This window comes from Streptomyces deserti (assembly GCF_054782695.1).
Genome location: NZ_BAAGRZ010000040.1, coordinates 39533 through 52107, shown reverse-complemented (window position 1 = coordinate 52107; position 12575 = coordinate 39533). Strand labels below are relative to the sequence as shown.

General features: G+C 70.4%; 10 protein-coding genes and 1 pseudogene. 4 read left to right on the top strand and 7 right to left on the bottom strand.

Features of this window, described 5'->3' with window-relative positions:
* A pseudogene (locus tag ACYVMZ_RS35995) lies at positions 1–87 on the top strand (IS5/IS1182 family transposase); the annotation flags it as partial.
* Between the two features lie 142 nt (positions 88–229).
* Positions 230–1771, top strand: a complete 1542-nt coding sequence (locus ACYVMZ_RS35990) for an MFS transporter (protein WP_461087091.1) — start codon at positions 230–232, stop codon at positions 1769–1771.
* 76 nt (positions 1772–1847) lie between these two features.
* Here the strand turns inward: ACYVMZ_RS35990 and ACYVMZ_RS35985 are convergent, their stop codons facing one another.
* From ACYVMZ_RS35985 to ACYVMZ_RS35960, 6 genes are all read right to left on the bottom strand, one after another.
* Positions 1848–2045 (bottom strand): ferredoxin, encoded by a 198-nt coding sequence (locus tag ACYVMZ_RS35985; protein WP_461087090.1) that lies wholly within the window; start codon positions 2043–2045, stop codon positions 1848–1850.
* Between the two features lie 11 nt (positions 2046–2056).
* Entirely contained in the window at positions 2057–3274 is a 1218-nt protein-coding gene (locus ACYVMZ_RS35980; RefSeq protein WP_461087089.1) for a cytochrome P450, read from the bottom strand.
* A gap of 27 nt (positions 3275–3301) precedes the next feature.
* Positions 3302–4498 carry an acyltransferase family protein gene (locus ACYVMZ_RS35975; protein WP_461087088.1) on the bottom strand — a complete coding sequence of 399 codons (1197 nt, stop codon included), beginning with the start codon at positions 4496–4498 and terminating at the stop codon, positions 3302–3304.
* A gap of 94 nt (positions 4499–4592) precedes the next feature.
* Positions 4593–4952, bottom strand: a complete 360-nt coding sequence (locus tag ACYVMZ_RS35970; RefSeq protein ID WP_461087096.1) for a YciI family protein — start codon at positions 4950–4952, stop codon at positions 4593–4595.
* A 38-nt stretch (positions 4953–4990) separates the two neighbouring features.
* Positions 4991–6454, bottom strand: coding sequence for an FAD-binding protein (locus ACYVMZ_RS35965; protein ID WP_461087087.1), 1464 nt, complete (start codon positions 6452–6454; stop codon positions 4991–4993).
* A 98-nt stretch (positions 6455–6552) separates the two neighbouring features.
* On the bottom strand, positions 6553–7791 hold the full coding sequence (locus tag ACYVMZ_RS35960; protein WP_461087086.1) for an acyl-CoA dehydrogenase family protein: 1239 nt from the start codon (positions 7789–7791) through the stop codon (positions 6553–6555).
* A gap of 181 nt (positions 7792–7972) precedes the next feature.
* Here ACYVMZ_RS35960 and ACYVMZ_RS35955 point away from each other — a divergent pair, with 181 nt between their 5' ends.
* Positions 7973–9358 (top strand): condensation domain-containing protein, encoded by a 1386-nt coding sequence (locus ACYVMZ_RS35955; RefSeq protein WP_461087085.1) that lies wholly within the window; start codon positions 7973–7975, stop codon positions 9356–9358.
* A gap of 89 nt (positions 9359–9447) precedes the next feature.
* Here the strand turns inward: ACYVMZ_RS35955 and ACYVMZ_RS35950 are convergent, their stop codons facing one another.
* Positions 9448–10785, bottom strand: coding sequence for an extracellular solute-binding protein (locus tag ACYVMZ_RS35950; protein ID WP_461087084.1), 1338 nt, complete (start codon positions 10783–10785; stop codon positions 9448–9450).
* Positions 10786–10983: 198 nt separating this feature from the next.
* On the opposite strand from ACYVMZ_RS35950, the gene ACYVMZ_RS35945 reads away from it, so the two are divergent.
* Positions 10984–12558, top strand: coding sequence for a 4-hydroxyphenylacetate 3-hydroxylase family protein (locus ACYVMZ_RS35945; RefSeq protein ID WP_461087083.1), 1575 nt, complete (start codon positions 10984–10986; stop codon positions 12556–12558).
* Positions 12559–12575: the final 17 nt, after the last annotated feature.

Here is a 12575-nt window from a genome sequence, read left to right as displayed (position 1 = left end):
CGCTGGGAAACACGGGACGACATGCACGACGCGTTCCTCCAGCTCGCCCATTGCATGACCCTCGCCCGCAAGATCCCGGCTTTCTGAAAGGACCCCTAAGCCGAACGGGTGAATCGTCGCGCCGCGGGGACCTCCTGGGAAAAAAGTTCCGCGATCCGGCGCAAGATTCCGCTCCTCGCTCCGACGACGTCGTGAACGACACTCCGATGAGCGAGAGGACGTACACGACATGACCGTCACCGCGGCGGTAACAAGCCCCACACGAACCGGAGCACGGCCCTGGTGGGCGCTCGCGGTCCTCGCGCTGCCGACACTGCTGGTCGCGCTCGACGCGAACGTCATGCTCCTGGCACTGCCCGCGCTCACCGCCGACCTGGGCGCCAGCAACGTCCAGCAGCTGTGGATCACCGACGCCTACGGCTTCATGGTGGCCGGCCTGGTGATCACCATGGGCACGCTCGGCGACCGGATCGGGCGCCGCCGGCTTCTCCTGATCGGCATGGCGGTGTTCGCGCTGGCCTCGCTCGCCTGCGCGTGGGCGACCAGTCCGCTCATGCTGATCATCGCGCGCGGCGTGCAGGGCATGGCGGGCGCCACGCTGATGCCGTCCACCCTCGCCCTGATCACCAACATCTTCCGGGACGACAGGCAGCGCGGAAAGGCCATCTCGATCTGGGCCACCTGCACCTTCACGGGCGCGGCCCTCGGCCCCGTGCTCGGCGGCGTGCTGCTCGTCCCGTTCTGGTGGGGCGCGGTGTTCCTGCTGGCCGTCCCGGTCGCGGCGGTGGTGCTGATCGCCGGGCCCCTGCTGCTCCCGGAGTTCCGCCCCGAGCAGGCGCGGCGTCCCGACCTCACCAGCGTCGTGCTGTCCCTGCTCGGGATTCTGCCCCTGGTGTACGCGATCAAGGTGTTCTCGCTGGGGAGCGGCACCGCCCTGTCCGCCGGGGTGGCGCTGGTGGTCGGCGGCGTGTTCGGCGCCGTGTTCGTGCGCCGTCAGCTCCGCGTCGACGACCCGCTGCTCGACCTGCGGCTCTTCGCGAACAGCTCGTTCACGCTCATCCTGACCGCGCTGGCGCTGGCCGGGATGGTGCTGGCGGGTTCGGCCCTGGCGGTCACCCAGCTGCTCCAGACGGTGCTCGGCCACTCCCCGCTGGCCTCGGCCCTGTGGTTCATGCCGATGGGCCTGTGCATGGCGGTGGGGACGATGTCCACGCCGGCCCTGACCCGTGCGATCACTCCGCGGACCGCGATCATCGGCGGCATGTTCCTCTCCGCGATCGGTGCGGCAGTGCTGATGGTGGCGAACGACGACCACGGCGCCTGGCTGCCCGTGCTCGGCACCGCGATCATCGGTCTGGGAGCCGGTCCGATGTTCGCGCTCGGCACCGGTCTGGTGGTCGGCTCGGTGCCGCCGGAGCGCGCGGGTTCCGCCGCGTCGATGGCGGAGACCGCGAACTACCTCGGTGGTGCGCTCGGGCTGGCGGTCCTCGGCACGGTCCTCTCCGCGGTGTACAGCCACCGGGTGAGCGACGCGCTGCCCGCAGGGCTGGGCGACGCCGCCGCCGATCGCGCGCGGGAGACCGTCGCCGGGGCCGCCGCCGAGGCCTCGCACCTAGGTAGCGACGCCTCGGCGGCGATGCTGAAGGCGGCGCACTCGGCGTTCGTGAGCGGGATGCACGCCGTCGCCGCCGTCTGCATCGCCGTCTTCGTCCTGCTGGCGGTCCTGGCGGGGATCTACTTCCAGCGGGCGAGCCGCGCAGGCGCCGAATGACCCGATGACCGGCGCGGGGCCCTGGGGCCCCGCGCCGGTCACGACCGTTCCTTCCCCGGCTGCTCGTCCCCGGTCGCTATTCCTCGGTCAGGTAGAGCGTGCGCGTCGGGCAGTCGTCGACCGCCTCCCGCGCCTTCTCCAGCCGGTCGCCCGTCACCTGGTCGACGAGCACGACGACGGTCGCGTCGGCCTCGTTCTGGTCGAACAGCTCGGGCGCCGTGCGGAAGCACCGGCCCGCGCCGATGCAGGTGTCCGAGGTGGTCCGGATCCGCATGCGCTCCTCCCTCACCAGGTGACCGGCAGCGCGTGCAGACCGTAGTTGACGTGCTCCTCCTTGAACCGCAGCTTCTCGACAGGCTCGACGAGCCGCAGCTCGGGGATGCGTGTGAACAGCGTCGCCAGGGCGATCTCCAGCTCGATCCGCACCAGGTGCTGGCCGAGACACTGGTGCGCGCCGTGGCCGAAGGAAAGGTGACGCTGATCGGCCCGGTCGATGTCGAAGACGTCGGGGTCCGAGAAGCGTTCCGGATCCCGGTTGGCGCCCACCGTCAGGCCGAGTATGCCCTCACCGGCCGCGATCCGGGCACCGCCGAGCTCGACGTCCGCCAAGGCGACCCGGGAATTGCCGATCTCCGCGATGGTGAAGTACCGCAGCAGCTCGTTGACGGCCGCCGGCCAGCGGGACGGGTCGTCGCGCAGCGTCTGGAGCAGCTCCGGGCGGTCGAGAAGCAGCATGGCGCCCAGCCCGATGATGTTGGCGGGTGTCTCGTGGCCGGCCATGAGCAGCATGAAGGCCATCGCCACGAGGTCGCGGTGGTCGGGGACGCCCGGCTCGCCCCGCCGGGCGGCCAGCCGCCCGATCACGTCATCGGTCGGCTCCCGCTCCTTGTCGGTCACCAGCTTGTCCATGTAGCCCATCAGCTCCGCCATGCCGCGGGCGCCGGCCTCCGGTGTGGTGGCGTTCATCACCGTGAAGGAGATCCGCAGGAAGAACTCGCGGTCCTCGAAGGGCACGCCGATCAGCTCACAGATCACCAGCAGCGGGACCGGGTTGGCGAACGCGTCGATCAGGTCGGCGGGACGGGGCCCGTCCAGCAGCCGGTCGACGTACTCCTCCACGATCTCCTGGACGCGGGGGCGCAGCCGGTCGACGCTGCGCGGGGTGAAATCACCGGCCACGGCGCGCCGGGCCAGGGTGTGCTCCGGCGGGTCCATCCCCACCAGTGAGGTGGAGAACTCGGGCGCGGGCACCTGGTGCTCCATCAGCAGGGGGAATCCCGGGTGACGCAGGTTCGAGCTGAAGCGGTTGTCGCCCAGCATCGCCTTGACGTCCTCGTAGCGCGTCGCGGCCCAGGCGAGTTTGCCGCTGGGCAGTCTCACTTTGCCCAGGGTGGGGCGGTCACGCAGTTCGCGGTATCCGTCCGGCACCTCGTACGGGCAGGTGCGGCGCATCGGGTAGGACGGGGGCTGCGGGGAGTCGGTCGTGTCGGCCGCGTCGGCCATGGCTGTCTCCGATCGTGAGGTGGGTGATCACTGCTGGGGTTGGGGCTGGGGTTCGGGATCCGTTCGGCGGGTCGGGTATTGCGCCGCCGGACGGCTCCAGCGCCGCATGGCCGGCAGCTCGACCGTCCTGCGCAGCACCCAGGCAAGGCCGACGCAGAGAACGAGGAGACCGGCCATGAACGCGATGGCGGTGGGCGTTGCGAACGTGACCCGGTCGTACGCGCGGGCGTAGCCCACCACGTCGCCCGCGAAGGCCGCGTGCACCGCGAACATCGCGACGAGGTGGGAGATGTAGAAGACGAAGGACAGCTCCCCGAGCCACACCAGGAACCGCCCGCTGAGGACCGAGCTGCGCCCCGACAGGTCCCTGGTGGCCGCGGCCCCGATCAGCAGGGCGGACGGGATCGGGTAGAGCGCGGCGTTCCCGAAGGGGCTGGGCAGGAAGTACAGCAGGACGAAGGCGGCGACGTTGAGCAGGACGGCCGGCAGGATCCCGATGTTCGGCCACCGCCCGGAGGCGATGATCCGGGCGAGGAACATGCCGAGTACGAATTCGATCGCCCGGACGGGCGGGAAGAAGTACAGCGCCCACAGCTGGGGCCAGGACCCCTGGGGGTAGAAGTCACTCGGCGGGAAGCCCGAGAGCAGCGGGTAGCTGACCAGTGGAATGAGAGCGGCGGCCAGGCCCAGGCCGATGGCCCAGGACCAGAGCGCCCGGGTGCCGAGACGACTGATCAGCCGGAACAGCAGCGGGAACATTGCGTAGCACAGCAATTCGACCGACAGCGACCAGGTCGTGCCGTTGAGCTGATACATGATCAGGTCTTGGTCGGGCCACCAGTTCTGCACCAGGAAGATGTTCGCCAGCGCGGGACCCCATCTGAGCGTCTCACCCGCGGCGGCGAACTGGACCAGGGCGATGGCCGCGATCAACAGGTGGCAGGGGCCGATGCGCACCAGCCTGCGCCGCCAGAAGCCGCGTGCGCTGTGCTCCGGCTTCGCCGACCAGGTGAGCACGAATCCGCTGAGGACGAAGAAGAACGAGACGGCGAGGAAGGCGATGCGCCCGCTGCCCGTCAGCGTGTTGTAGTCGGCGGCGGCCTCCGGGTCGGAGAACGCCCCGAGGGCGAGCGAGTGGCCCATGAAGACGAAGAGCAGGGATATGGCCCGCAAGCCCGTCAGCGACGGCAGGGTGACCGCCCGGTCCGGCGTCGGCGAACTCATGTGCAACCTCTTTCTCCAGAACGGGAACGGCTGGGCGACACGGTTCGGTCTCCCGCTGGGGCGCACGCCGCCGCGCGCACGCGCGCCCCACCGGTCACATCTCGATGCCGGACGGCAGCATGAGCGGCCGCACCTCGATGCCCAGCCCCGCCATACGGGCCTCGGGGAGGAGAGCGGCCAGCTCGTGTGCGCGCCCGGCGGTTTCGCAGTCGATCAGGTAGAAGCCGGAGAACTGGATCGGCGGGGCCAGGAGCGGGCCGTCGGTGACCGACACGGCGTCGTCGACCACGCGGACCACGGTGCTCTGGGACACATGGGCCAGGGTGTGCGCGGCGACCAGCTCACCCGCCTCCGCGACGGTCTTGTGGAAGGCGCGGTGCCCCTGCACGAACTCCTCGCGGGCCTCGTCCGCGAGGGCGTCCCATGCCGCGGGGTCCATGTGCAGTATCAGCATGTACTTCACACTTGCGCTCCTGACGTCGCGGACGCCCCCTACAGACGTCGCTCGTCTGTAAGTCGGTGCCGATGGCCAGGATTCGACATCGGTGCGGCTGACGCGTCGGTCTCTTTCTCATAGCGGGCCGATGCACCCGGGGGGATGTCGTGGCGGAAGATCCCGGACGGGTCGATCCGGCGGCGAACACGGTCGACGCGGGCGACCGTGTCGGGTGAGAGGTGCCGCTGGGGCTGGTCGAGGTGCTCGACCAGCGTGGGCGCGGTCCACCCGGTGTCCCAAGGGGCGAGCCCCGAGCGGACTTTGGCGCAGTGTGCGCGGATCGCGGACTCCGCGGCGGGATCCGTCACCAGGCCGCCCGCCGTGAAGGCGAAGGCCGCGTCGAGGCGGGTCAGCGCGCCGCCGTCCGGATGGTGCGCCGCCAGCGCGCCGCCGAGCTGGCGCAGCTCGGCGTTGACCAGTGGCGAGCCGGATCCCTCGCCGAGCAGCCGGAGGAAGACGTCGATGCCGTCCTCGCCGAGCTGGGAGAGCAACAGATGGTCGCCGGCCACGGGCACGGGATCGGTGGGGTCCATGTGGGAGCCGACCACCGCGGGCGGCGCGGCGGCGGACCAGGTGTCGAGCAGCGGCTCGGCGACGGATCGCAGCGGTCCGAGCAGTTCCTCGGCGCGCCGCTCGGCGGTCACCGCGTCGTGCTCGGTGCGGGCGAGCACCGTGCCGGTCAGGCACACCACCGGTCCGCCGGTCAGTTCGGGCGGGATGCCGGGCACGTCCGGCAGATTCATCACCCGCAGCGCCGTGGTGACGGTCGAGGGGGCGTTGCGGGTCCACCGGATCCACCGGGAGAACAGCTCAGGACCGTGCGCCGCGGGCCAGAACGCGGCACCGGTGATCACCCGGTCCGCCGGGAACAGGCCGATCTCGACCGCGGTGACCACGCCGAAGCCGCCGCCCCCTCCGCGCAGCGCCCAGAAGAGCTCCGGGTCCGTCGCGGCGTCGGCGCAGTGCAGCTCACCGTCCGCGGTGACGAGTTCGACGGCGCGGACGGTGTTGACGGCGAGTCCAGTGTGCCGCCCGTAGACGCTGACACCGCCGCGCAACAGGTAGCCGACCACACCGACGGTCGCCGATGTCCCGTGGGCGGCCGCCAGCCCGTGTGCGGCGGCCGCCTCGACGACCGCTCCCCAGCGCGTCCCGGCCGGGATGCGCGCCGTGCGGGAGGCGGCGTCGATCTCGACCGGGCCCGCCGGCTCCGTGCGGACCAGCAGGGAGTCGTCCATCGGGCGGGCCGAGGAGGAGGCGTGTCCGCTGGTGAGCGGTCGGATCCACAGCCGTTCGGACACCGCGTGGCGGACGGCGCGCCGGACCTCCTCGACGGTGCGGACCGTGACCGCCGCGGCGGGCCGGACCGGAGCGGCGAGGTTGAACACGGCGGTGGCCGCGGCGAACGGCGCCTCTCCGGCGCGCGCGATGGTCACCGCGGGCAGTTCGGTCCCGGTCATGCAATGGTTCCCGATCGTCGAGTGAGTGGCTCCGGCGGCCTCTGGGGGGCGGTCCGGACGGTCATGCCGCCGGCGCTCCGGCGGCCCTTCGACGACGGCTACGCGACGCCGAACCGGGCGCGGGCGAGCTCGCGAGTGGTCACCGACTTCAGCAGCACGCCGACCCCTGCATGACTGTGTAGCGTGGACATGTCACGCCACACCCGCTCGATCCGCTCGCCGTTGCGTGCGGCGCTGGAACCGGCCGTGGGGAACAGCTGCCCCTCCACGGCGCGCCAGGACAGCCGGATGACCTCGCGGCAGATGGTGGCGAGGCGCAGATCCTGCTCCCGGGTGAAGGCGCCCGGACCGGCGGCGCACAGGTCGTGCCACTGCCGGATCGCCTGCCGGACGGCGGCCTCCGCCGTCGTGATGAGCCCGGCCGCCTCGCCGTACCAGAACTGGTAGTCCGGGTCCTCGGCGCGGGTGACGACCGGGGGGAAGAGGGTGGTCCGTTCGCGCATCAGCTCCTCGTAGGCATCGAGGGCGCCCTGGGCCATGCCGACGGCGAGCGAGGCGACCTCCAGCAGCATGAAGCTGAGCGGGCCGCCGCCGTACTCCGGGTTTCCGTGCAGCCGGCTGCCCGGCGTGCCCTCGGTGGTGTCCACCTCGCTCATGTGCGTCCCGGGGAACGCGAAATGCTCCGGGATCCGGCCGTTGTCGATCACGATGCTGTGCGATCCACTGCCTTTGAGGCCCAGCTGGCCGCCCCAGTCGTCGAGGCGGCGGAACTCGCTGCGCGGGGCGACGAACAGCATCGGCGCCGGGGGTTCCCCCGCTTCGCCGGGCACCAGAACATGGCCGAGGAAGTGGGTCGCGTACGGCGAGCCCGAGCAGTACTTCCATGTGCCGTTCAGCTCCCAGTCCCCGTCCGGGGTCCGCTTCGCCGAGCCGCTCGGCACGATGGTCGCCGGGCAGATGAAGTCGCCGCCACGAAACAGTTCGGCCTGGGCGCGTTCGCCGAACAGCGATGCGACGGGGAGCGCGTGGGTGGCCCCCAGGCAGAACATCCAGGCGGTCGAGGGGCAGCCCCGGGCGAGCGTCGTCGTCACTCGCAGGAAGGTGTCGATGCCGAACTCGTAGCCGCCGTAGCGCCGGGGAACCAGGATCCGGTAGAAGCCCGCGTCGGCGAACGCGTCATGGGTGTCCTGGGCGTAGTACGTGCGCCGCTCGGTCTCGGCCTGGCGCGCCACGAGCGTCGGCGCCATGGCCTCCGCCCTGGCGATGATCTCGGCGGGGGTGAGGCCGGGTTCGGGCGGGGAAGGCGGTTCGGAAGCGCGAATCGTGGCGGCCGTCATTCCAGCGCAGCTCCTCAGCCGTACTTTCCGTGGACGGATGGACTGCCAGCCACGGTCACACGCGGCAGGGGGACGGCACATCTTTCGGATTGCCAGCACGCTGGAAGAACCCCCGGCGAAAGGGCAAAGGCTAGGGTTCCCCGCAAAGTTCGGCCGATCCCGGTGGGAGGACAAAACCCCCATGAGTCCTGACAGCGCGTCACAGGCCGGCGATTCCGTCGGCCGGATCCCGCTCTCCTACAACCAGGAATTCCTCTACGGATTCGACCGGGGGGACGACGAGGGGCCGTTCGGCCCGCGTTTTCACATCGTCCACGGCTGGTGGCTGCGCGGCAAGGTGCACGTCGACACCCTGCGACAGGCACTGGACGATGTGGTGGCACGCCACGAGGCACTGCGCACGGTCGTCGTCCGGCACGCCGACGAGTGGCATCAGCACGTCCAACCACCGACCCCGGTACGGCTGGAGTTGCGCGAGGCGGACGCCGCCGACGCGGGCGCCCGGGAACAGGCCGCGCAGCGGCTGCTGACCGAGGTCGAGTCCGGCACCATCGACGCGCGCGAACTGCCCCTGCTCAAGGCGACGTTGCTGCGCTTCGACGAGGAGTCAGCGGTCCTGGCGCTGATCGTGCACCACACCGCGGCGGACGGCTGGTCGGTCCGGCGGATCATCCGCGACCTGGCCGTTCGCTATGCCGCGCGGCGCGGCTGGGCCGTACCGGAACCGCCCCCGGCCCTTCCCTACCGCGAGTTCGTGACCTGGCAGCGCGCGTTCTCGGCGAGTGCCGAGGCGGAGCGCTCGCGCGTATTCTGGCGGCGCAAGCTCGCGGGCGCCCGGATCATCTCCGTTCCCACCGACCGGCCGAAGTCGTCGGGTTTGCCGGAGTCCACGGCGGTGTACCGCTTCACCGTCGACGCACCGCTGGTGTCGGGGGCGGTGGAGCTGGCCAAGGCGCTGCGCAGCACTCCGTTCATGGTGCTGCTCGGCGCGTTCGCGCTCATGGTCCAGCGGACCACCGGCAGCACCGACGTCGTGGTGCCGACCTTCTCCCCCGGGCGCCAGAAGGAGGAGTTCCACAACACGGTCGGACCGTTCCTCAATCTGCTGCCGCTGCGCACCGAGCTGGCCGGCTGCCGGGACTTCCGCGAGGTGGTGGGCCGGATCCGGACCACCTGCCTGGAGGCCTATTCCCACGACATTCCGTTCGTGCAGATCCTGGCCCAGGCACCGGAGCTGATGCTGCCGGTCATGGAGGACACCCGCGCCGCCTGCGTCTTCCAGGTGTTCCCGTTCCCGTTCGTGCTGGACGGGGAGAAGATCGGCGATGTCGAGTTCACCGAGATCCGGCGCCGGCTGGACTCCCAGCCGGTGGGCTCGGACGTGCCGAACGGCGCGCTGTGGACGCTGAATCTGGATCCGGCGGGCGATGTGGTGGCCGGCATCCAGTACAACAGCAACCTCTACGACGAGAGTTCGGTGGCCGCCATGGTGGAGCGGTTCCGCAAGGTGCTGGCCGGGGTGGTCGCGGCGCCGGACGCTGCGCTGGGTCTGCGCCAGGAGCCCTAGGTTCGCCAGGCGGGTGCGGGGGTTGCCGAGTCGTCACCCCGCGCCCCCTCCCCCGGCCCCCCGGCCCCCCGGCCCCCCGGCCCCCCGGCTCAGCCGACGGTGATCGGTCCCTTGGTACGGAGCCCGCGGCAAGCCGCGTTGTAGTCGTCCAGCAGCCGCTGCGCCTGGGCGTTGGCCCGGGCCAGCCGGTCGCGCACGTCCACCTCGGAGACCAGGACGTCGTGCATGGCCTCGGTCAGCACGCGCTGGATCCCGGCGAAGTCCCCGAGCACCGCGCCCTGCGCGGCGGGCGAGCCGTCGTTGGCGGCGAGCTGGTCCAGCGCCGTGCGGAAGTGCGGGTTCTCCTTGAACCACCCTTCCTCGTCGAGGAGTTCGATCGCTGCGTCGGTGACGGCGATGAAGCCGGTGTCCCGGTGGCGCTCGGCGGCGGCCCGAGGAGCGTTGAGGTACTGCATGAAGGCCAGCGCGCCGTCCAGCGTGGCCTCGTCCAGGCCGTCCGCCAGCCACAGCGCGTCACCGCCGATCACGTTGCCCGCGTAGGGCACCTGCTCGTTGTACGGCATCCGGCAGGCCCGCACCGTGAAGCCGCCGTCCCGGCCGGCTCCGATCATCCGTTCGGCTTCGACCGAGGTGGTGAGGGTGAACGCGACCCTCTGGTCGGCGAAGGCTCGGAAGTTGGCGTCCCAGTCGCTCTGGGCGGACGTCGGCCTGCCGCGGTAGAGGTACAGCCCGTCCCGGTGCAGCCGCCGCCACCACTGGAAGTACGCCAGCATCGCGTCCGAGTCGAGACGCATGGTCTCGGCGCGGCCGGACCGGCCGTTGTCGTGGTCGGCGAGCAGCGCGCCCTGCTGGGCCGCCGCCTGCTGGAACAGCCAGCCGTGGTTGGGCCAGTTGGCCCCGTACTCGGGCCCGTCCGGCAGCGCGACGACGGCCCGGCAGGCGGCCTCCAGCTCCGCCCAGGTCCGCGGGACGTCGTCGATACCGGCCCGGGCGAGGAGGCTGGTGTTGGCGTAGAGCAGGGTGGTCGAGGTGAGCGGGGGCATGGCCGCCACCTCGCCGTCGAAGGTGTAGTACCGGCGGGCCGCCGGAGTGATGTCGTCGAGGACCACCGGCTCACCCAGGATCTCGGTGCGGCCCGCGATCGCTCGCTCCACCGAGGTGAACAGCGGCTCCCCGTTCGGTTTCCGGGCGTCGAGAGCTTCCCGGGTCGAGGTGTAGAAGTACTGCGCGATGGTCGGAGCGGCACCCTGCCGGGCCGCGTCGTGCACGGCCTGCGGAAGCGACAACCAGTCCACGCCCGTCACCTGGATCCGGTATTCGGAATGGGTGGAGGTGAACTGCTCGGCCAACTCACGGGTCCGGTCGAGGAAGTACGGCATGAACGGGTAGAGCGGCACCCAGATGTCAATGTCGATGCGGTTCCGCATTCGGGTGTTCTCCTTCAGATGTCTTGCCGGACGGCCCTGCCCATGATGTGTGCGGCTCCGGTTCGGAGCATCTCCGGGATTGCCGAGTCGGCCGGTCATGGACGTCCGGGCCGCGCATGTTGGGAGAAGCCCGGGAGCCGTTCGGGATGCCACGCTCTGAGGTGTTCCCTTCGAGACGGCGGAAACGGGAGGCGGCTGATGACCGAGGGTCGTGATACCAGTGACGGAACCGGGCGGAAGACCCGCCCGCTGACCGGGCGGGAATATCTCGAAAGTCTTCGCGACGACCGCGTGATCTATCTCAACGGAGAGCGCGTCAAGGATGTCACCAGCCATCCCGCATTCCACAATCCGGCCCGGATGGTCGCCCGGCTCTACGACGCCCTGCACGATCCGCGGCAGCAACCGGTGCTGACGGCACCGACCGACACCGGGAGCGACGGCTTCACACACCGGTTCTTCACCACCCCGCGCACCAGCGAGGACCTGATCGGCTCCCAGCAGGCCATCGCCGCCTGGGCGCGGGCGAGTTACGGCTGGATGGGCCGCAGTCCCGACTACAAGGCGTCGTTCCTCGGCACCCTCGGCGCGAACGCGGAGTTCTACGAGCCGTTCGCCGACAACGCGCGCCGCTGGTACGCCGAGTCGCAGGAGCAGGTCCTGTACTGGAACCACGCGATCGTGCACCCGCCGGTCGACCGCGGACTGCCGCCGGACCAGGTCGCCGACGTCTTCGTGCACGCCGAGCGGGAGACGGACGCCGGCCTGGTGGTGTCCGGGGCGAAGGTCGTGGCGACCGGATCGGCGCTCACGCACTACAACTTCATCGCCCACTACGGCCTGCCGATCAAGGACCGCACGTTCGCGCTGGTCGCCACGGTTCCGATGAACGCCCCCGGGATGAAACTGATCTGCCGCCCGTCCTACACGGCGACGGCGGCGGCGACGGGCAGCCCCTTCGACTACCCGCTCTCCTCACGGCTGGACGAGAACGACACCATCCTGGTACTCGACAAGGTGCTCATCCCCTGGGAGAACGTCTTCATCTACGGCGAGCCGGAAAAGATCCGCATGTTCACCGGCCAGTCGGGCTTCATCGAGCGCTTCACCTTCCACGGCTGCACCCGGCTCGCGGTGAAGCTGGAGTTCATCGCCGGGCTACTGGCCAAGGCCCTGGAGATCACCGGCGCGAGCGACTTCCGCGGTGTGCAGAGCCGTATCGGCGAGGTACTAGCCTGGCGCAACCTGTTCTGGGGTCTGTCGGACGCCGCCGCCCGGAACCCGGTCGCCTGGCACAACGACGCGCTGCTGCCCAATCCGCAGTACGGTCTCGCCTACCGCTGGTTCATGCAGGTCGGTTATCCGCGGATCAGGGAGATCGTGCTCCAGGACGTGGCCAGCGGGCTGATATACGTCAACTCCAGTTCCAGGGATTTCGCCAATCCGGAGATCCGGCCTTACCTGGACAAGTACGTCCGTGGGTCCGGCGGTGTCGACGCGGTCGAGCGCATCAAGCTGATGAAACTGCTGTGGGACGCCGTGGGCACCGAGTTCGGCGGGCGCCATGAACTCTACGAGCGCAACTATGCGGGAAGTCACGAGAACACCCGTATCGAGTTGCTCTTCGCGCAGCTGGCGAATGGACAGGTGGATTCCTACAAGGCGCTCGTCGACGAGTGCCTGGCGGAGTACGACCTGAACGGCTGGACGGTGCCGGATCTTTCCTCGTTCCCCGACCTGCGGCAATCCGTTCAGGAACTTCTCGACAGCTGATTCCACACACCGGAGAG

Bases quoted from the DNA above. Each gene is read 5' to 3' on its own strand.
- ACYVMZ_RS35960 (WP_461087086.1), bottom strand. From the start codon at position 7,791: ATGACGGCCGCCACGATTCGCGCTTCCGAACCGCCTTCCCCGCCCGAA.
- ACYVMZ_RS35965 (WP_461087087.1), bottom strand. From the start codon at position 6,454: ATGACCGGGACCGAACTGCCCGCGGTGACCATCGCGCGCGCCGGAGAG.
- ACYVMZ_RS35975 (WP_461087088.1), bottom strand. From the start codon at position 4,498: ATGAGTTCGCCGACGCCGGACCGGGCGGTCACCCTGCCGTCGCTGACG.
- ACYVMZ_RS35985 (WP_461087090.1), bottom strand. From the start codon at position 2,045: ATGCGGATCCGGACCACCTCGGACACCTGCATCGGCGCGGGCCGGTGC.
- ACYVMZ_RS35990 (WP_461087091.1), top strand. From the start codon at position 230: ATGACCGTCACCGCGGCGGTAACAAGCCCCACACGAACCGGAGCACGG.
- ACYVMZ_RS35970 (WP_461087096.1), bottom strand. From the start codon at position 4,952: ATGCTGATACTGCACATGGACCCCGCGGCATGGGACGCCCTCGCGGAC.
- ACYVMZ_RS35945 (WP_461087083.1), top strand. From the start codon at position 10,984: ATGACCGAGGGTCGTGATACCAGTGACGGAACCGGGCGGAAGACCCGC.
- ACYVMZ_RS35950 (WP_461087084.1), bottom strand. From the start codon at position 10,785: ATGCGGAACCGCATCGACATTGACATCTGGGTGCCGCTCTACCCGTTC.
- ACYVMZ_RS35955 (WP_461087085.1), top strand. From the start codon at position 7,973: ATGAGTCCTGACAGCGCGTCACAGGCCGGCGATTCCGTCGGCCGGATC.
- ACYVMZ_RS35980 (WP_461087089.1), bottom strand. From the start codon at position 3,274: ATGGCCGACGCGGCCGACACGACCGACTCCCCGCAGCCCCCGTCCTAC.